The sequence below is a fragment of the Geobacillus sp. CAMR5420 genome, assembly GCF_000691465.1.
Taxonomy (GTDB): Bacteria; Bacillota; Bacilli; order Bacillales; family Anoxybacillaceae; genus Geobacillus; species Geobacillus thermoleovorans.
Genome location: NZ_JHUS01000063.1, coordinates 38,250 through 56,770, shown reverse-complemented (window position 1 = coordinate 56,770; position 18,521 = coordinate 38,250). Strand labels below are relative to the sequence as shown.

Sequence of the window (18,521 nt, the reverse complement as noted above, 5' to 3'; positions counted from 1 at the left end):
AGGGGGGATTGGCGTGAGAGAAGCGGTCATTGTCGCAGGTGCGCGCACACCGGTCGGCAAAGCGAAAAAAGGAACGCTCGCCCACGTGCGGCCGGATGATTTAGGGGCGCTCGTCGTCAAAGAAACGATCAAGCGCGCGGGGAACTATGAAGGAAACATTGACGACTTGATTATCGGGTGCGCCATGCCGGAGGCGGAGCAAGGATTGAACATCGCCCGCAACATCGGCGCGCTCGCCGGGCTGCCATATACCGTGCCGGCGATCACGATCAACCGGTATTGCTCGTCCGGTTTGCAGGCGATCGCCTATGCGGCGGAACGGGTGATGCTCGGCCATTCCGACACGGTCATCGCCGGCGGGGTCGAATCGATGAGCATGGTGCCGATGATGGGGCATGTCGTCCGCCCGAACGCCCGCTTGGCGGAAGAAGCGCCGGAATACTACATGTCGATGGGGCACACTGCCGAGCAAGTGGCGAAAAAATACGGCGTCAGCCGCGAGGACCAAGACGCGTTCGCGGTGCGCAGCCACCAGCGCGCCGCCAAGGCGATTGCCGAAGGAAAATTCAATGAAGAAATCGTGCCGGTCGAGGTGACGGTGCGCAAAGTAGAAGGCAACAAACTCGTTGAGGAGAAAGTCGTCTTTACACAAGATGAAGGCGTGCGCCCGGACACGAATATGGAAACGCTCGCGAAACTCCGGCCGGCGTTTGCGGTAAACGGCACCGTCACCGCCGGCAACGCGTCGCAAATGAGCGACGGGGCGGCGGCGGTCATGGTGATGGACCGCGAAAAAGCGGAGTCGCTCGGCTTGAAGCCGCTCGGCAAGTTTCGTTCGTTCGCGGTTGCCGGCGTGCCGCCGGAAGTGATGGGGATCGGCCCGGTCGCTGCGGTGCCGAAAGCGTTGAAGCTGGCCGGCCTTGAGCTGTCCGACATCGGTTTGATCGAGCTGAACGAAGCGTTCGCCTCGCAATCGATCCAAGTCATCCGCGAACTTGGGTTGGATGAAGACATTGTCAACGTCAACGGCGGGGCGATTGCTCTAGGCCACCCGCTCGGCTGCACGGGCGCGAAGCTGACCTTGTCTTTGCTTTACGAAATGCGGCGCCGCAACGTGCAGTTCGGCATCGTCACGATGTGCATCGGCGGCGGCATGGGAGCGGCCGGCGTGTTTGAGCTGCTGTAGCGGCAGCTGACAGCGAGCGGGCTTCATCAGCTCGCGCGAGGCATGCATCCGCATTTGCCCGTCTGCATGGAACGTCTATTTCCCGGGCGGCGTTGCCGCCCGGATCATCAATCATCTTTCGGGGGAGGAAATCAACGATGGCCAAAACGATGGAAGAAGCGATCAAAGGCGGCAGCTTTTTGATTGAAGACATTCCGGCGGAGCGCGTGTTTACGCCGGAAGATTTCACCGACGAACATCATATGATTGCCAAAACGACGGAAGAGTATGTCAACAATGAAGTGCTCCCGCAGCTCGAGCATTTGGAAAACCACGAGTTTGACCGTTCCGTGAAATTGCTTCGCAAAGCGGGCGAGCTCGGCTTGTTAAGCGCTGACATTCCGGAAGAATACGGCGGTTTGGGCCTAGATAAAGTCAGTTCGGCCATCATTGCGGAAAAAATGGCGCCGGCCGGCGGTTTTGCCATTTCGCACGGGGCGCACGTCGGAATTGGCTCGCTGCCGATTGTGTTGTTTGGCACGGAAGAACAAAAACAAAAATATTTGCCGTATTTAGCGACCGGCGAAAAAATCGCCGCCTACGCCTTGACGGAGCCTGGCTCGGGTTCGGACGCCCTCGGCGCGAAAACGACGGCGAGATTAAACGCGGAAGGCACGCATTACATTTTAAACGGCGAAAAACAATGGATCACCAACTCCGGTTTTGCTGATGTGTTTGTCGTCTATGCAAAAGTCGACGGCGAACATTTCACCGCGTTCATCGTGGAACGCGACTTCCCGGGCGTTTCAACTGGTCCGGAAGAAAAGAAAATGGGGATTAAAAGCTCGTCGACAAGAACGCTCATTTTGCAAGATGTGCCGGTGCCGAAAGAAAACGTGCTCGGTGAAATCGGAAAAGGCCATGTCATCGCCTTCAACATTTTGAACATCGGCCGCTACAAGCTTGGGTTAGGGGCGGTCGGCGGCGCGAAGCGGGCGCTTGAAATCACGCTCAAATACGCCAATCAGCGCCAGCAATTCAAACGGCCGATTTCGCAGTTTACGTTGACGCAGGAAAAATTCGCGACGATGGCGTCGCGCCTGTATGCCGCCGAAAGCTCGGTTTACCGCACGGTCGGCTTGTTCGATGAACGGATGAGCCTGCTTGATGCGGAAAAGGCGAAAGATGGCAAAGAAGTGGCGAAATCGATCGCCGAATATGCGATCGAATGCTCATTGAACAAGTTTTTTGCCACGGAAGTGCTCGATTACATCGTGGATGAAGGCGTGCAAATCCACGGCGGGTACGGCTTTATGCAGGAATACGAAATTGAGCGCGCCTACCGCGATTCGCGCATCAACCGCATTTTCGAGGGGACGAACGAAATCAACCGCCTTCTCGTGCCGGGCATGTATTTGAAAAAGGCGTTAAAAGGCGAGCTGCCGCTCTTCCAAAAAGCGCAGCAGCTTCAGGAAGAACTGATGATGATGGCCGCCGAAGAGCCGGGGACGGGCGCGCTGGAACAAGAGAAATACTTGGTGCGCAACGCGAAAAAAATCGCCTTGATGGTCGCCGGTTTAGCGGCGCAAAAATACGGCCAGCGCATTGAAGAAGAGCAAGAAGTGCTCGTCAACATCGCCGACATCGTCTCGAACATTTATGCGATGGAATCAGCGCTTTTGCGCACGGAAAAAGCGATTCAGGCGAGCGGTGAGGAGAAAAACAAACAAAAATTGCTGTACACGCAAATTTTCTGCCAAGAGGCGTTCAATGAAATTGAAGCCCATGCGAAAGAAACGCTCGTCGCCGTCGAACAAGGAGACACGCTGCGGATGATGCTCGCCGCTCTCCGACGGCTGACGCGCCATACGCCGATCAACGTGATCGCGAAAAAACGCGAAGCGGCCGCCGCGCTCATTGAAGCCGAACGGTATATTGTGTGATAATGGGAAGTGCCAGGCGTTTGCCTGGTGCTTCTTATTTGTTTGCCACACAGCGGAAATGAAAGGGAGGAGTGAAGATGGCGCTCACGCTCTATTGGTATCCAAAATGCGGAACGTGCCGGAAGGCGAAAAAATGGTTGGATGAACACGGCATTGAGGTGCAAACGGTGCATTTGGTCGACGAGCCGCTGACGAAAGAGCAGCTCGCCCGTTTGCACCGTCAAAGCGGGCTGCCGCTCAAAAAATTTTTCAACACGAGCGGGATGAAATACCGCGAGCTTGGCTTGAAGGACAAGCTCGACCGCGCATCGGAAGACGAGATGCTCGATTGGCTCGCCTCGGACGGGATGTTGGTCAAACGGCCGATTTTGACGGACGGCGAGCGGGTCGTCGTGGGCTTTCGCGAACAAGAATACGAGGCGTTTTTCGCGGCGGGGACATAAAAAATTTTTTGCAAAATCGGGTGAATTCAGTGAGTTTTTGCGGAAAATCGGTTATGATGAAAAGGAATATACATTTTGTCGCAATGGAGGGATACGATGAACACGCCGAAAGAACTTCGCTATACAAAGGAGCATGAGTGGGTGCGCGTGGAAGGAGAGAACGTGCGCATCGGCATTACGGATTACGCCCAATCAGAGCTTGGCGACATCGTCTTTGTCGAGCTGCCGGAAGTCGGCGCAGAGGTTACGGCGAACGAGCCGTTCGGCAGCGTTGAATCGGTGAAAACGGTCTCGGAATTGTATGCGCCGATCAGCGGCACGGTCGTTGAAGTGAATGAGGCGTTAAATGACCATCCGGAGTACGTGAACGAATCGCCGTATGACAAAGCGTGGATGATCGTCGTCAAACCGAATGATTTGAGCGAAATCGACAATTTGTTGACGGCGGAACAATACGAGGCGATGATCAACGAAGGATAAACGTTCCTGCAATCTTCGCTTCGATTCGGGCACTCTATACATACCGGAATTTGATTGAAAAAAGGGGTGCTCGCGATGGCGCTGCAAACGACGCGCATAGATGTCACGGACCGGATCATCGGCAAACTGAACGGCCGCTCGCTGGAGTTGTACGAGGAAGGAGAGCTCATCGGGCGCCTTCCGCTTCCGGCGGCCGTCCCGTTGAAAAAGGGGTATACCGAACAAAACGGAAGAATTTACAAACAGGTGACCGCTACCGTTGAGCCGGACCAAAAATATGTCGATTGCGACGGGGAAGCGGGCTGGTGTTGAAAGGCAACGGTGGATGGCCGTTGCTTTTCATTTTCAACATTTGGCCGGCGCAAGACATACAATAATAGTATCCTCATTTGAAGTTAGGTGGGTCGGACATGCGACGCGTGGAAAAAGTGATCATCGTCGAAGGGCGATCAGACAAGCAAAAAGTGGCGGCGGTGCTGAACGAACCAGTCGTCATCGTCTGCACAAACGGCACGATCAGTGATGCGCGCCTTGAGGAGCTGGCCGATGAGCTGGAAGGATGCGATGTATACGTCTTGGCCGATGCCGATGAGGCGGGAGAAAAATTGCGCCGGCAGTTTCGCCGCATGTTTCCAGAGGCGGAGCATCTTTACATTGACCGGGCGTATCGCGAAGTGGCGGCCGCTCCGCCTTGGCACTTGGCGCAAGTGCTGTTGCGCGCTCGTTTCGACGTCCGCATCGAATCGCTCATGAGGGGAAGAGGCGAGTGAAAGCGATCGACCGAAACGATGTCATGCGAGTGGTGGAAGTCGAGCCGCTTCTGGCCCTTTACTTGTATACCCCGCTGTGCGGCACGTGCCAGCTGGCGCGGCGGATGCTCACGGTGGTGGAGCAGTTGTTTCCGGCGCTGCCGTTTTACGAAACGGACATCAACTATATCCCTGAGCAGGCCGTTGCGTGGAAAATTGAAAGCGTTCCTTGCCTGCTTCTTTTTAGGGACGGAACGGTCGCAGGCAAGTGGTATGCCTTTCATTCCGTTCCGTATTTGTACGAAGTGATTCAAGCCTGCTTGCCGTCCCGATGATTCGCCTTTTTTTGACGCTGTTTGACACATTTCTTGGGAAATGACAAAAACGGCGCTCGTTCGTCAACGGGTTGTCGAGATTTTTGTAAAGGATTTCTCCTCTTCAGGTGGAAGTGAAAAAAATAAAAATGGGGAGGGGATATCCATGGAAATGCGTGAATTAGTTGGGCAGTTCGTGGAACGGATGCAAGTGTTGCGCCATTTGGTGCCGATTTTGCCGGATGAGCAGCTGTATGTTCGGTTTGAAAGTGATGACGAAACCGCCTTGCTGTTGATCGGCAAGGAATCAGCCGCTAGAGGGATGGAAAACGATGAACGGAAAACATTGACGGTGCGCGGTTCCAAAGAGGCGCTCGCGTCCCTGCTGAACGGCGAACTGAAGCTGCAGCAGCTCGTCCGGCTGCGCGAAGTGCATGTATCGGGAAGCTTTCGTCATCTGTTGCTGCTTGAGTCGCTCCTCCATTTGGCTAAGCCTTATCGGGACGTCGGATAAAAAAGATGTTGACACGCTTCGACAGACAATGATACAATCACATTCGTAGTCAATTGAATAGGCGATTGTTGCGCTCTTATCAAGAGAGGTGGAGGGATGTGCCCAATGAAGCCCGGCAACCGTCAGCGCATGTGCTGAAATGGTGCCAATTCACACAAAGCGGCCTGCTTTGAGAGATAAGAGACGGAATGGTGCACAATACCTTTCTGTTCTCTGCGGGCAGAAAGGTTTTCTTTTTGCGCTCTGCCGCTTGGGGAGGAAGGTGAAACGATGATTACACTCGAACAAGTGACGAAAATCTATCAAGCGGCCAACGGTTCGGTCACAGCCGTCGACAATGTGTCGCTTGAGATTCGCGAAGGAGAAATTTTCGGCATTATCGGCTACAGCGGCGCTGGGAAAAGTACGCTCATCCGCTTGCTCAATGGGCTCGAGAAGCCGACGAGCGGCCGGGTGGTCGTCGCCGGGCGCGATATGACGCGCGTGAAAGGGCGGGAGCTGCGCAAGGCGCGCCAAGAAATCGGGATGATTTTCCAGCATTTCAACTTGCTTTGGTCTCGCACAGTCAGGGAAAACATTGCCTTTCCGCTTGAAATTGCCGGCGTCCCGAAAGAGGAGCGGAACAAGCGGGTGGATGAATTGATCGAGCTTGTCGGCCTTTCCGGGCGCGAGGATGCCTACCCGTCGCAGCTGAGCGGCGGGCAAAAGCAGCGGGTCGGCATCGCCCGGGCGCTCGCCAACAACCCGAAAGTCTTGCTGTGCGACGAGGCGACATCGGCGTTGGACCCGCAGACGACCGATGCGATTTTGGACTTGCTCGTTGACATCAACAAGCGTCTCGGGCTGACGATTGTGCTGATCACCCATGAAATGCACGTCATCCGCAAAATTTGCGACCGCGTTGCGGTGATGGAAAGCGGCCGAATCGTCGAGCAAGGCGAAGTGTTGCATGTGTTCCGCAACCCGCAGCAGCCGATTACGAAACGGTTCGTCAAGCAGCTGATCGAGCCCGAGGAGACGGAAGAGGCGATTTCCCATTTGTTTGGCCAATACCCGAGCGGGCTGATCGCGCAGCTGACGTTCGTCGGCGCGGCAGCCGGAAAGCCGCTCATCAGCCAGGTCGTGCGGCAATTTGCCGTCGATGTCAACATTTTGCAAGGGAAAATTTCGCAAACCCATCAAGGCGCCTATGGGGTGCTGTTTGTGCACCTCGACGGGGCGAGGGATGAAATCGACCGGGCGCTTGACTATATTCAACGCCAGCAGGTGGCGGTGGAGGTGATTCACGATGCTCGCTAACCTCCTGCCGAACGTGCAATGGGAGACGGTGTGGGCGGCGACGGTCGAGACGCTGTATATGACGGGAGTGGCGGTGGCGGCCACTTTCGTCCTCGGAATCGTTCTTGGCTTGCTTCTATTTTTGACAGCGAAGGGCAACCTATGGGAAAACCGGTTTGTCAATACCGTGGTTGCGGCGTTTGTGAACATTTTCCGCTCTATTCCGTTTATTATTTTGATCATTTTGCTCATTCCGTTTACAACATGGCTCGTCGGGACGATGCTTGGCGCCAATGCGGCGCTGCCGGCTTTGGTCATTGGGGCCGCGCCGTTTTACGCCCGCATGGTCGAAATCGCTCTTCGCGAAATTGATAAAGGCGTCATCGAAGCAGCCCAAGCGATGGGCGCCTCAACGTGGACGATCATTTGGAAAGTGCTGCTGCCGGAGTCATTGCCGGCGCTTGTCTCCGGCATTACGGTGACGGCGGTGTCGCTCGTCAGCTATACAGCGATGGCTGGAGCCATCGGCGCCGGCGGGCTTGGGAACTTGGCGTATTTGGAAGGGTTCCAGCGCAACCATAACGATGTGACATTTGTCGCAACCGTATTGGTGTTGGTCATTGTATTTATCATTCAGCTGATCGGTGACTTTGTCACTTCGAAAATCGATAAACGATAAAGGGGGAAACAACTGATGAAGAAATGGTTGGGTGTGTTGCTCGCCGCCATTCTCGTGCTCGCTTTGGCGGCATGCGGCGGCAACAATAACGACAGCGCGGAAGGCGGCAAAGACGGCAAATTGGTGAAGTTGAAAGTCGGTGCGTCGAACGTGCCGCATGCGGAAATTTTGGAAAAAGCGAAACCGATTTTGAAGAAAAAAGGCATCGACTTGGAGATCATTACGTTCCAAGATTACATCTTGCCGAACAAAGCGCTGGCTGAGAAGCAAATCGACGCAAACTATTTCCAACACATTCCGTATTTGGAATCGCAAAAGAAAGAGTACGGCTATGATTTCGTCAACGCCGGCGGCATTCATATCGAGCCGATCGGCTTATACTCGAAAAAATACAAAAGCATTGAAGAACTGCCGGACGGCGCGACGATCATCATGAGCAACTCGGTCGCCGACCATGGCCGCATTTTATCGATGCTGCAAGAAAAAGGGCTCATTAAATTGAAACCGGGCGTCGATAAAACGAAAGCGACAGTCAATGACATCATCGAAAATCCAAAGCATTTAAAATTTAAGGCCGATGTCGACGCCGGGCTTCTGCCGCAAATTTACAAAAACGGCGAAGGCGATGCGGTGCTGATCAACGCCAACTATGCGCTTGACGCCGGTTTGGACCCGGCGAAAGACCCGATCGCCGTTGAGTCGCCGAAAAACAATCCGTATGTGAACATTATTGCGGTGCGCAAAGGCGATGAAAACCGGAAAGAAATCAAAACGCTTGTCGAAGTGCTGCAATCGAAAGAAATCCAAGATTTCATTAAAGAAAAATACCACGGCGCCGTCATTCCAGCGGCGGAAAACAATCAATAACGGGAGCGTTTCGCTTCCGTTTCTTTTTTGTCCCCAAAAAGCCGCTCCCCTTAAACGAAAAGAAAGCAGCAAAGGTTAAAACGATTCTGAATCCGAGGGCGCCGCGGCCGACCTGTTTCTCCGCTCTTCATCGGCCGTTCAAACGCGCCAGTACGGCGGCGAGCATAACGATGATGACGCAGTTTTGCAGGACGATCACAGCCGTTAAGCTGAAGGCGCCGTCTCCCTGTTCACCGAGGGTGTTGCCGATGATGATCCACGTCAAAAACGAAGCGAAAGCGGCTGTTAAGGCAAAGACAACCCAACGAATCAATCGCATTTCCCCCTTTTGTATTGATGATGGAAGTTGAACAGAACAGGCGGTTTTCATCATGACGTTCCATCTATGATCGCGAAACGGTGGTGTTTCCACACCCTTTCAATACCATTCGTTGTTTAATTTCGTTTTCCTTCATCCTATTTCGCGCAGGAGACTCCCACTTCAACGACCAAAGGGAGTAAGTGGGAGAGGAATGCTCGTTCCCCCTTTCTTTTGTGTATGATAGAATAAAGACGTGGAGAAAACTGTTAAATAAAGGCACTCCAATAACGGTTGCTCGATGTATGGAGTTGGTTGCAGGAAACGTTGTTACATTTAAACAACGATCGTAGGTCCGTCTGTTGTGTGTGGAAGCCAAGTTCTGCCAACAGACACACCGAGTGAATCCGTAACGATGCAGGCATGACCTGCGTCGTTGGGTAGTCGTCAACCTGCCCCCTGATGCAACCCCAAGTCAAGGAAGGAGGACGAAGTCCGTTTGCACTTCTGGGGAGTTGCAAGCCCCCACTTCAAGCGTTAGCGAAGTGGGGGTAGTTGACGCATACTAACAGCAGAAACGAACAAAGGGAGGAAAATGATGATGAACAACGGAACACATGCATCGGTCGAATCCGCGCTTCATCGCTACAAAGAGGGAATTGGGGCGTTCACCAAAAAACTTCCGAATGTGGCCGAGCGGTTTAACGCGTTTACGGAAGCGTGCTTTGCCGAGGGAGCGCTGTCAAAAAAAGAAAAACAATTGATTGCCCTCGGCATCAGCTTGGCGGCGCAAGACGAGTATTGCACGATTTACCATACGAAAGGATGCCTTGACGAAGGAGCGTCGGAACGGGAAATTTTGGAAGTATGCGCGGTGGCGGCCGCGTTTGGCGGCGGGGCGGCGATGAGCCAGGCGGTGACGCTCGTGCAGGAATGCCTCCGCGAGCTGCGGACAGCCCATTAGACTCCGGCAACGGGGTCTTTTTTTTTGCAAAAGCTCGTACAAACAGCCCGTTTTCGTGTAAAATATAAAAAGCGCTGTCCCTTTTTCCTGTTTTTCTCCGTTTAGTTGCGTCTACATAGTGAAAAAGGGGGCGGAATAGTTGCGCATATTTTTCATTTGTTATAAGATTGTAATGAGAATAAAATGAGAATGAGCGTCCGCTGGGTCAACAGCGAGCGATGACTATTTTCAAGCAGAAATTGGAGGTATGCTGCATGGCAGTGTTGACGATTCAAAATCTCCACGTTGCGGTGGAAGGGAAAGAGATTTTAAAAGGGGTTGACTTGGAAATCAAAGGCGGGGAAATCCACGCCATCATGGGTCCGAACGGAACGGGGAAGTCGACGCTGGCATCGGCCATTATGGGCCATCCAAAATATGAAGTGACAGAAGGATCGGTGACGCTCGACGGCCAGGATGTCCTTGAGATGGAAGTCGACGAACGGGCGCGCGCCGGCCTGTTTTTGGCGATGCAATACCCAAGCGAAATCAGTGGAGTGACGAACGCCGACTTTTTGCGCGCTGCGATCAATGCCCGGCTTGGCGAGGGCAACGAAATTTCGCTCATGAAATTCATCCGCAAGCTCGATGAAAAAATGGCGTTTCTCGAAATGAACCCGGATATGGCGCACCGTTACTTGAACGAAGGATTCTCGGGCGGGGAGAAAAAGCGAAATGAAATTTTGCAGCTGATGATGCTTGAACCGAAAATCGCCATTTTGGACGAGATCGACTCCGGATTGGACATTGACGCGCTGAAAATTGTCGCCAAAGGCGTCAACGAAATGCGCAGCAGCGAATTCGGCTGTTTGATCATCACTCACTACCAACGGTTATTGAACTACATCACGCCGGATTACGTGCACGTCATGATGCAAGGGCGCATCGTCAAATCCGGCGGTCCGGAACTGGCGCAGCGGCTTGAGGCGGAAGGGTACGACTGGATCAAAAAAGAGCTTGGCATTGAAGACGAAACGGTCGGACAAGAAGCGTAAGCGTTAGGAGGAGGATTATGGCGACAGAAACGAAAATCCCATTCGATGAAACATACATCCGCACGTTCTCAAGCGGGCGCGGCGAGCCGGACTGGCTGACGGCGCGGCGCCTTGAGGCGCTTCGGCTGGCGGAGCGGCTGCCGCTTCCGAAACCGGAGAAGACGAAAATCGACAAATGGAATTTCACCGAGTTCGCCCGCCACACGGTCGACAGCGCGCCGTATGATGGTCTTGACGATTTGCCGGAAGCGGTCAAGGCGCTCATCGAGGCGGGCGAAGGAACGAAAAACTTGTACGTGCAGCGCAACCATACGCCGGCGTACGTGTCGCTGTCCGATGAATTAAAAGAAAAAGGCGTCATTTTCACCGACATCTTCACAGCAGCGCGCGAGCATGGCGATTTGCTGAAAAACTATTTGATGACGGCGGTCAAGCCGGATGAGCACCGCCTTGCCGCGCTCCATGCGGCGCTGCTCAACGGCGGTGTGTTTGTCTATGTGCCGAAAAACGTGGAGATTGAAACGCCGCTTCAGGCGGTCTATATTCAAGACGAAGACGATATCGCCTTGTTCAACCATGTCATCGTCGTGGCGGAAGACAACAGCCGCGTCGTGTTTGTCGAAAATTATATATCGGCAAGCCGCGAAGGAAACGCGGTCGTCAATGTGGTTGCCGAGGTGTTTGCCCAAGCGAACGCAAGCGTCTTTTTCGCCGCTGTCGACCATTTGGCCAAAGGCACAACGACGTATGTCAATCGGCGCGGCATCGCCGGGCGCGACGGACGGATCGAATGGGCGCTCGGGCTGATGAATGACGGCAACACGGTCTCCGAGAACATCACCCGCCTTGTCGGCGACGGCTCGTTCGGCGATACGAAAACGGTCGCGGTCAGCCGCGGCGAGCAAGTGCAAAACTTTACGACGAGCGTCATTCATTACGGAAAGCATACAGAAGGCCACATTTTAAAACACGGCGTCGTCCGCGACAGCGCGACCTCGATTTTCAACGGCATCGGGAAAATTGAGCACGGCGCGTCAAAATCAAACGCCGAGCAGGAGTCGCGCGTCTTGATGTTGAGCGAAAAAGCGCGCGGCGATGCGAACCCGATTTTGCTCATTGATGAAGACGACGTCATGGCGGGCCACGCGGCATCGGTGGGACGCGTCGATCCGATCCAATTGTATTACTTAATGAGCCGCGGCATTCCGAGACGCGACGCGGAACGGCTCATCATCCACGGCTTTTTGGCGCCGGTCGTCGAGGCGATTCCAATTGAAGGCGTGAAAAACCAATTAATTGAAGTGATTGAAAGGAAAGTTCAATCATGAATGTAAACGACATTCGCGCGTTGTTTCCAATTTTGCATCAGGACGTCAACGGCCATCCGCTCGTTTATTTCGACAGCGCGGCGACATCGCAAAAGCCGCTGCCGGTGATTGAGGCGCTTGACCGCTATTACCGCGAGTACAACTCGAACGTCCACCGCGGCGTCCATACGCTCGGGACGAAGGCGACGGACGCGTACGAAGGCGCGCGCGAAAAAGTGCGGCGGTTTTTAAACGCCCAATCGGCGCAGGAAATCATCTTTACGCGCGGCACAACCGCTGCGCTCAACTTGGTCGCTGCAAGCTACGGGCGCGCCAACGTCAAAGAAGGCGATGAGATCGTCATCACGTACATGGAGCATCACAGCAACTTGATTCCGTGGCAGCAGCTGGCGAAGCAAACGGGGGCGACGTTAAAATACATTCCAATGCAGGAAGACGGCACGATCGATCTGCGCGATGTCGAGGCGACCGTCACCGAAGCAGCGAAGATTGTCGCCATTGCTCATGTATCGAACGTGCTTGGGACGATCAACCCGGTGCGGGAGATCGCCCGCCTCGCCCATGAGCGCGGGGCGGTCGTCGTCGTCGATGCGGCGCAAAGCGCTCCGCATATGAAGGTCGATGTTCAGGAACTTGATTGCGATTTTCTCGCCCTTTCCGGCCATAAAATGTGCGGGCCGACGGGAATCGGCGTATTATATGGCAAAAAGAAATGGCTTGAGCAGATGGAGCCGGTCGAGTTCGGCGGCGAAATGATCGATTTTGTCGAGCTGTACGACTCAACGTGGAAAGAGCTGCCGTGGAAGTTTGAAGGCGGCACGCCGATCATCGCCGGGGCGATTGGCCTTGGGGCGGCGATCGATTTCCTTGAACAAGTCGGCTTGGACGCCATCGCCGCCCATGAGCACGAGCTGGCGCAATATGCGCTTGAACGAATGGCGGACATCGACGGCGTCACCGTCTATGGCCCGAAAGAACGGGCGGGGCTTGTGACGTTTAACATCGAAGGGGTGCATCCGCACGATGTGGCGACCGTTTTGGACGCAGAAGGGGTCGCCATCCGCGCCGGCCACCATTGCGCCCAGCCGCTCATGAAATGGCTCGGCGTGACGGCGACCGCCCGGGCGAGCTTTTACCTTTACAATACGAAAGAGGAAATCGACCGGTTCATCGCCGCATTACAGAAAGCGAAGGAGTACTTCAGCCATGTCTTCTAACCATCCGTTGGACCAGCTTTACCGCCAAGTCATTATGGATCATTATAAAAACCCGCGCAACCGCGGGGTGCTTGAGGGCACGAACGTCGATGTCAACATGAACAACCCGACGTGCGGCGACCGCATCCACTTGACGATGAAAGTTGAAGACGGAAAAGTCGCCGACGTCAAATTTGAAGGGGAAGGCTGTTCGATTTCGATGTCGTCGGCGTCGATGATGACGCAGGCGATCAAAGGGAAAACGGTGGAAGAAGCGCTTCGGCTCGCCCACATTTTTTCCGACATGATCCAAGGGAAAGAGTACGACGATTCCGTCGACCTTGGCGACATCGAAGCGCTCCAAGGCGTTTCCAAGTTTCCGGCCCGCATCAAATGCGCGACGCTCGCGTGGAAAGCGCTCGAAAAAGGGCTGCACAATCATGAACATGAAGGAAGGTGAACCGAGATGGCGAAAAAAGCACCGGAAATCGGTGAATACAAGTACGGCTTCGTCGACAAGGACGTCTCCGTCTTCCGCGCCCAGCGCGGCCTGACGCGTGAAGTCGTCGAAGAAATTTCGCGGATGAAAAACGAGCCGCAATGGATGCTCGAGTTCCGCTTAAAAGCGCTCGACATCTTCTACAGCAAACCGATGCCGCAATGGGGCGGCGACTTGTCAAGCCTCGATTTCGATGAAATTACGTACTACGTCAAACCGACGGAAAAATCGGGCCGCTCATGGGATGAAGTGCCGGCGGAAATTAAAGCGACGTTCGATAAATTAGGGATTCCAGAGGCGGAACAAAAATATTTGGCCGGCGTCTCGGCGCAATATGAATCCGAGGTCGTCTACCACAACATGAAAGAAGACCTCGAAAAACTCGGTGTCATCTTTAAAGACACCGACTCGGCGCTGAAGGAAAACGAAGACTTGTTCCGCGAGTATTTCGCCAAAGTCGTGCCGCCGACGGACAACAAATTTGCGGCCTTGAACTCGGCCGTCTGGTCGGGCGGTTCGTTCATCTACGTCCCGAAAGGCGTCAAAGTCGATACGCCGCTTCAGGCGTACTTCCGCATCAACTCGGAAAACATGGGGCAGTTTGAACGGACGCTCATCATCGTGGACGAAGGGGCGCACGTCCATTACGTCGAGGGCTGCACGGCGCCGATTTACACGACGAACTCGCTCCATAGCGCGGTTGTTGAGATCATCGTCAAAAAAGGCGCGTACTGCCGCTACACGACGATCCAAAACTGGGCGAACAACGTCTTCAACTTGGTGACGAAGCGCGCCGTCTGCGAAGAAAACGCGACGATGGAATGGATTGACGGCAACATCGGCTCGAAGCTGACGATGAAATACCCGGCCGTCATCTTAAAAGGCGAAGGGGCGCGCGGCTTGACACTGTCGATTGCCATCGCCGGCAAAGGGCAGCACCAAGACGCCGGGGCGAAAATGATTCATCTGGCGCCGAATACGTCGTCGACGATCGTCTCGAAGTCGATCTCGAAACAAGGCGGCAAGGTGACGTATCGCGGCATGGTCCATTTCGGCCGCAAAGCGTCCGGCTCGCGCTCGAACATCGAATGCGATACGCTCATTCTCGACAACCAGTCGACATCGGATACGATTCCGTACAACGAAATTTTAAACGACAACGTGTCGCTTGAACACGAAGCGAAAGTGTCGAAAGTGTCGGAAGAGCAGCTGTTCTACTTGATGAGCCGCGGCATTTCCGAGCAGGAAGCGACGGAAATGATCGTCATGGGCTTCATCGAGCCGTTCACGCGGGAGCTGCCGATGGAATACGCGGTCGAGATGAACCGCTTGATCAAATTCGAGATGGAAGGAAGCATTGGGTAAGCTTGATGAATCAAGGGTGGAGCGTTCGCTTGGGGGTGCTTCCCCCACAAAACGCCCACATGATCGACGCAGGGCAAAACAAGGGAGCGGCCGGCGCTTATTCTCTCCGGTGGTCTCTGGAAGCGTCAAGGCCGCCCTGCAGGCCATTTCCTCCCTCATGGGAGCATGTTTTTAGGGGAGCGCTCTTTTTTGGGCGCTCCCCTGTCATTGATTTCAAATGCCAGGCGGCTCTGTTCAGCCGTGTACGATCTCTCGGCTTAGTAGCCTTTTTAGGCGTGAAGTTAGCAGCCATGTATTAAAAACATGGATTTTATTCATTTTTCCCGATAGGGACTACGAAAGAGATGTTTAAGTTAAGTGCAACTTTTTATTGACAAATAATTTTTTTCTACAATTAAACTGTAGATGAGCATTTTTCACTACAATAATTTCTATGGTTAAAAGAGACAAACAGAGACCCTCTTACACGATGCGGAACTGTTTTTTGACTACATCAATGGTCATATCCTCCTATTCGCCACAGCTGAACCCGATCGAGCACTTGTGGAAATGGCTGAAAGACACCGTCATTGCCAATGTGTTTCATCAAGATCGAAACGATATCGCCCAAGCCATTGCTCGGTTTATGGATGACATCCATGAACGCCCGGAGGAAGTGCTGCAACGCTTGGGGTGTGCAGGATGACTGAGAAACTCACTCTTCATGTTGTATGTATATACTTACATTCTACAGGAAAGGTGCTCTTTTTTCTATGATGTGGATGGGGATTATCGGTTAATCAACACGCCTGAAAAAAGAGGTGTTCAACAGCAACAAGAAAAAGGCATGACTAATCTAAATCATTATAAGGTAGGTGGCATTTTATTTTTATGAAACTTATATTTTCTGGAAAAAGTGGAATATTCATAAAGGTTCTCTTGTTAGTTATTTCATGGTTTATTATTTTATTCAGCTTGATGATTCAAAATTCTGATGCGTTCATTTATTGGTTTAATCCAAGCGTAGTATCCATTAGCGATGAAAGGTATTTTTATACTTTAGTGCCTACCTTTTTTAATATTCTACTTTTATTTTTCCAAATTAAGTTTTTGGGGGTTAGAGAGAGAAAAACAACTATCTACAAAATCTTGTTTGTTACGCTTGTCATTAATACTATATTGTTTTTATATTATGCTATTTATCAATTTTTTGGATAAATCCAAAAACAATTATTGGCGTGTTAACACAACATGTACATGGCAAGCGAGGTGTTTTCTTAATCCGCCAGTGATGTGTGATTTACTTATTTTTCCTATGGGTGCAAGTAAGATATGATCTAAAATCGTCAAGTACAACTTTTGTTAAATAGCCAAATTATTTATTGAATAACAGTATGAGTAACATCATTGCTTGATTTTGCAATATTTCGCCAACGCTCTGAACGAAATCTTTCAATGTTTGATGGATCGCATTGAAACCTTATACGAATGCTTGGATACAAGTAGAGGCATTTCATGATTATCTTGTTGACAAAAAAGGTTTCAACAGTTATGAAACTTGTCCGACTCGTCTTCGAAGATGAGTGGCTTTGGCTCTCCCTTGTTTAGCTTCCCAGCCAAGAAACGTTTCAGTTCAAAAAACGAAAGACCGCTTGCTCGGTGAACCGGTTCCGGTGGTTGAACCGGCACTGGCATGATTTCGAGCAAATAGGCTAATAATGGAGGTAACAAGCTTGTCACTCCTTCTTTGTTTTGGCTGTTGAGTGTGTGGTTACCTCAATGATGGCCGAAAACAATGGGGGTGGCAAGCTTTTTTTCTTCCGACCGTTGAAACTCAAGGAAAAACCGTGAGTGTGGAGGATAAACTTTTGACAATACCTTACGGTGAAGAGGGTGGCTTATCATTGAAACGGATCCTCCGTTATGTTTTGTTGTGTACAATGCTAGCTGGCTGCGATCATCAGGAGATGAATTTACAGGCTCATCATTTGGATGCAAAAAGACAAGGTTTTGATCAAGAAGAGATAGAAAATCTCATTAGAGAGCCGGAAAACGCCAATAAAGTCAACCGACAGCTCAAAAACAAGGAGGCTGCGGCTTTCTTTCGGCTGGGGATGACGAAAGAAGAGATTCGTCACTTGGATCGGGAGGAGATGGATTTTTTTCGCGCGAGAAGTGCGGCGAATCAATGGCATGAGCTCGATGAACAAACGGTGAAGGAGATTTTCAAGAAACAGGCGGATCATCCAATGATCCGATGCCATATCGAGAAACAGAAATTATGCACCGCGTCCACGATTTACACCGATCAAAAAAAGAACATCATGGAATTGACCATATCCGTTTCCTTGTTAAGTCGAGAAGAGCATCGATATGCCGTCGTCTTGTCGTATGAATGGCTTATCGATCCGAAAGAAAAGGAGACGGATTTTTACGGGATTTTGACGACTGAAAATGCGGTTGTCGATTATCATCAGCTTTATAGCTCCTACAAGACGTATCGGGATGCGTCTCACGTCAGCATACAACATAGTAGGAAACCTTACCAATCTTCTGTTGTAGGGTATATGATCAAAAATTCTCTGCACAAGGAAAACAACCGCCACTTTGGATATGTGTATTCTGAAATTGTCCCTTCGGATCACGCGCAAACGTATATGGATGTTGAGGGATTTTATGTTCATGCTAATCGGACATGGAGAGAAAAGGATTTGTTTTCTTTCCAAGATGTTTATAACTGGAATGAAAAGGCTGACGCGGTGATGTTCAAGTCTCCGGTGATCCGAATCTCCATCCGGCCGTGATGAAGCGGGATGGAATGTTTTGTTTCGAGGGAGCGCTCTTTTTTGGGCGCTCCCCTGTCATTGATTTCAAATGCCAGGCGGATCTGTTCAGCCGCGCTCAGTCTTCCTGTTTAGCGCTGCACTTTTTCAAGCGCCAATTTGATGCCGAACCCGATCATCACCGCGCCCGTGATGCCTTCAATCCATTTCTTCGTTTTCGGCCGCTTCATGAAGTCGCTGATATAATGGATGAAGGAAATGTAAAACAAAAACCATATCGCGGTCATCGCCGTATAAGCCGCCCCCATTAGGAGAAACGGAGCGAAGGAGTGCGCGCCGGGCGCCACGAACTGCGGCAAAAACGTTAAGAAAAAGGCCGCCACTTTCGGATTTAAGAAATCGGTCAGAAACCCTTGCTTGAAGCAGGCGGTATGTTCTCCTCCTCCTCTGATGTCCGTTTCCACACTGGGGGCTTCGCCTTTTTTCATGACCCCATATAATGCCTTAGCGCCTAAATACGTTAAGTACACAGCACCCACATACTTCAGGATCGAAAACAGCAAGGCCGATTGCATAATGACGGCGGAAAGCCCGAGCGACGCCGCGGCGGTGTGGAGAAACAAGGCGCAGCAAACCCCTATAT

At 52.2% G+C, this 18,521-nt stretch carries 22 protein-coding genes and 1 riboswitch; of the genes, 19 read left to right on the top strand and 3 right to left on the bottom strand.

Annotated elements, in window-relative coordinates; genetic code table 11:
• Positions 1–13: 13 nt before the first annotated feature.
• The 11 genes from DI44_RS01980 to DI44_RS02030 all read left to right on the top strand — a co-directional run bounded on the left by DI44_RS01980 (position 14) and on the right by DI44_RS02030 (position 8,432).
• Entirely contained in the window at positions 14–1,186 is a 1,173-nt protein-coding gene (locus DI44_RS01980; protein WP_011232477.1) for an acetyl-CoA C-acetyltransferase, read from the top strand.
• Between the two features lie 137 nt (positions 1,187–1,323).
• On the top strand, positions 1,324–3,108 hold the full coding sequence (locus DI44_RS01985; RefSeq protein ID WP_033026181.1) for an acyl-CoA dehydrogenase family protein: 1,785 nt from the start codon (positions 1,324–1,326) through the stop codon (positions 3,106–3,108).
• 77 nt (positions 3,109–3,185) lie between these two features.
• On the top strand, positions 3,186–3,551 hold the full coding sequence (locus tag DI44_RS01990) for an arsenate reductase family protein (protein WP_011232475.1): 366 nt from the start codon (positions 3,186–3,188) through the stop codon (positions 3,549–3,551).
• A gap of 96 nt (positions 3,552–3,647) precedes the next feature.
• The gene (gene gcvH, locus DI44_RS01995) at positions 3,648–4,031 is read left to right on the top strand and encodes a glycine cleavage system protein GcvH (RefSeq protein ID WP_011232474.1); all 384 of its coding nucleotides are present in this window, start codon (positions 3,648–3,650) and stop codon (positions 4,029–4,031) included.
• A gap of 75 nt (positions 4,032–4,106) precedes the next feature.
• The gene (locus tag DI44_RS02000; RefSeq protein ID WP_011232473.1) at positions 4,107–4,343 is read left to right on the top strand and encodes a YusG family protein; all 237 of its coding nucleotides are present in this window, start codon (positions 4,107–4,109) and stop codon (positions 4,341–4,343) included.
• Positions 4,344–4,441: 98 nt separating this feature from the next.
• Positions 4,442–4,801, top strand: a complete 360-nt coding sequence (locus tag DI44_RS02005) for a toprim domain-containing protein (RefSeq protein WP_011232472.1) — start codon at positions 4,442–4,444, stop codon at positions 4,799–4,801.
• Positions 4,798–5,115: a thioredoxin family protein gene (locus DI44_RS02010; protein ID WP_011232471.1), complete on the top strand. Its 318-nt coding sequence runs from the start codon at positions 4,798–4,800 to the stop codon at positions 5,113–5,115. Before DI44_RS02005 ends, DI44_RS02010 begins: the two co-directional genes overlap by 4 nt.
• 145 nt (positions 5,116–5,260) lie before the next feature.
• On the top strand, positions 5,261–5,608 hold the full coding sequence (locus DI44_RS02015) for a hypothetical protein (protein WP_014196685.1): 348 nt from the start codon (positions 5,261–5,263) through the stop codon (positions 5,606–5,608).
• 73 nt (positions 5,609–5,681) lie between these two features.
• A riboswitch (SAM riboswitch) is annotated at positions 5,682–5,791 on the top strand.
• An 87-nt stretch (positions 5,792–5,878) separates the two neighbouring features.
• Positions 5,879–6,907 carry a methionine ABC transporter ATP-binding protein gene (locus DI44_RS02020; RefSeq protein ID WP_021321764.1) on the top strand — a complete coding sequence of 343 codons (1,029 nt, stop codon included), beginning with the start codon at positions 5,879–5,881 and terminating at the stop codon, positions 6,905–6,907.
• Positions 6,897–7,565 carry a methionine ABC transporter permease gene (locus DI44_RS02025; RefSeq protein WP_021321765.1) on the top strand — a complete coding sequence of 223 codons (669 nt, stop codon included), beginning with the start codon at positions 6,897–6,899 and terminating at the stop codon, positions 7,563–7,565. The genes DI44_RS02020 and DI44_RS02025 overlap by 11 nt, the downstream gene beginning before the upstream one ends.
• A 15-nt stretch (positions 7,566–7,580) precedes the next feature.
• Positions 7,581–8,432 carry a MetQ/NlpA family ABC transporter substrate-binding protein gene (locus tag DI44_RS02030; protein ID WP_014196684.1) on the top strand — a complete coding sequence of 284 codons (852 nt, stop codon included), beginning with the start codon at positions 7,581–7,583 and terminating at the stop codon, positions 8,430–8,432.
• A 127-nt stretch (positions 8,433–8,559) separates the two neighbouring features.
• Here DI44_RS02030 and DI44_RS02035 read toward each other — a convergent pair whose 3' ends face one another.
• Positions 8,560–8,751: a hypothetical protein gene (locus tag DI44_RS02035; protein ID WP_014196683.1), complete on the bottom strand. Its 192-nt coding sequence runs from the start codon at positions 8,749–8,751 to the stop codon at positions 8,560–8,562.
• A 580-nt stretch (positions 8,752–9,331) separates the two neighbouring features.
• Here DI44_RS02035 and DI44_RS02040 point away from each other — a divergent pair.
• From DI44_RS02040 to DI44_RS02070, 7 genes are all read left to right on the top strand, one after another.
• Positions 9,332–9,694 carry a carboxymuconolactone decarboxylase family protein gene (locus DI44_RS02040; RefSeq protein WP_031205993.1) on the top strand — a complete coding sequence of 121 codons (363 nt, stop codon included), beginning with the start codon at positions 9,332–9,334 and terminating at the stop codon, positions 9,692–9,694.
• Positions 9,695–9,948: 254 nt separating this feature from the next.
• Complete coding sequence (gene sufC / locus DI44_RS02045; protein ID WP_014196681.1) at positions 9,949–10,728, top strand: Fe-S cluster assembly ATPase SufC; 780 nt, start codon at positions 9,949–9,951, stop codon at positions 10,726–10,728.
• A 17-nt stretch (positions 10,729–10,745) separates the two neighbouring features.
• Complete coding sequence (sufD, locus tag DI44_RS02050) at positions 10,746–12,056, top strand: Fe-S cluster assembly protein SufD (RefSeq protein WP_014196680.1); 1,311 nt, start codon at positions 10,746–10,748, stop codon at positions 12,054–12,056.
• Complete coding sequence (locus tag DI44_RS02055) at positions 12,053–13,273, top strand: cysteine desulfurase (RefSeq protein ID WP_021321769.1); 1,221 nt, start codon at positions 12,053–12,055, stop codon at positions 13,271–13,273. Before sufD ends, DI44_RS02055 begins: the two co-directional genes overlap by 4 nt.
• Positions 13,263–13,712, top strand: a complete 450-nt coding sequence (sufU, locus tag DI44_RS02060; protein WP_013144310.1) for a Fe-S cluster assembly sulfur transfer protein SufU — start codon at positions 13,263–13,265, stop codon at positions 13,710–13,712. The genes DI44_RS02055 and sufU overlap by 11 nt, the downstream gene beginning before the upstream one ends.
• A gap of 6 nt (positions 13,713–13,718) precedes the next feature.
• Positions 13,719–15,116, top strand: coding sequence for a Fe-S cluster assembly protein SufB (sufB, locus tag DI44_RS02065; RefSeq protein ID WP_011232461.1), 1,398 nt, complete (start codon positions 13,719–13,721; stop codon positions 15,114–15,116).
• Positions 15,117–15,600: 484 nt separating this feature from the next.
• Positions 15,601–15,801 carry a transposase gene (locus DI44_RS02070; RefSeq protein WP_223810853.1) on the top strand — a complete coding sequence of 67 codons (201 nt, stop codon included), beginning with the start codon at positions 15,601–15,603 and terminating at the stop codon, positions 15,799–15,801.
• An 836-nt stretch (positions 15,802–16,637) separates the two neighbouring features.
• Here DI44_RS02070 and DI44_RS02080 read toward each other — a convergent pair.
• On the bottom strand, positions 16,638–16,790 hold the full coding sequence (locus DI44_RS02080) for a distal tail protein Dit (protein WP_110107825.1): 153 nt from the start codon (positions 16,788–16,790) through the stop codon (positions 16,638–16,640).
• A 209-nt stretch (positions 16,791–16,999) separates the two neighbouring features.
• Here DI44_RS02080 and DI44_RS02085 point away from each other — a divergent pair, with 209 nt between their 5' ends.
• Positions 17,000–17,899 (top strand): hypothetical protein, encoded by a 900-nt coding sequence (locus tag DI44_RS02085; protein WP_235607694.1) that lies wholly within the window; start codon positions 17,000–17,002, stop codon positions 17,897–17,899.
• A 110-nt stretch (positions 17,900–18,009) separates the two neighbouring features.
• Here the strand turns inward: DI44_RS02085 and DI44_RS02090 are convergent, their stop codons facing one another.
• Positions 18,010–18,501 carry a LysE family translocator gene (locus DI44_RS02090; protein WP_020278433.1) on the bottom strand — a complete coding sequence of 164 codons (492 nt, stop codon included), beginning with the start codon at positions 18,499–18,501 and terminating at the stop codon, positions 18,010–18,012.
• Between the last annotated feature and the right edge of the window lie 20 nt (positions 18,502–18,521).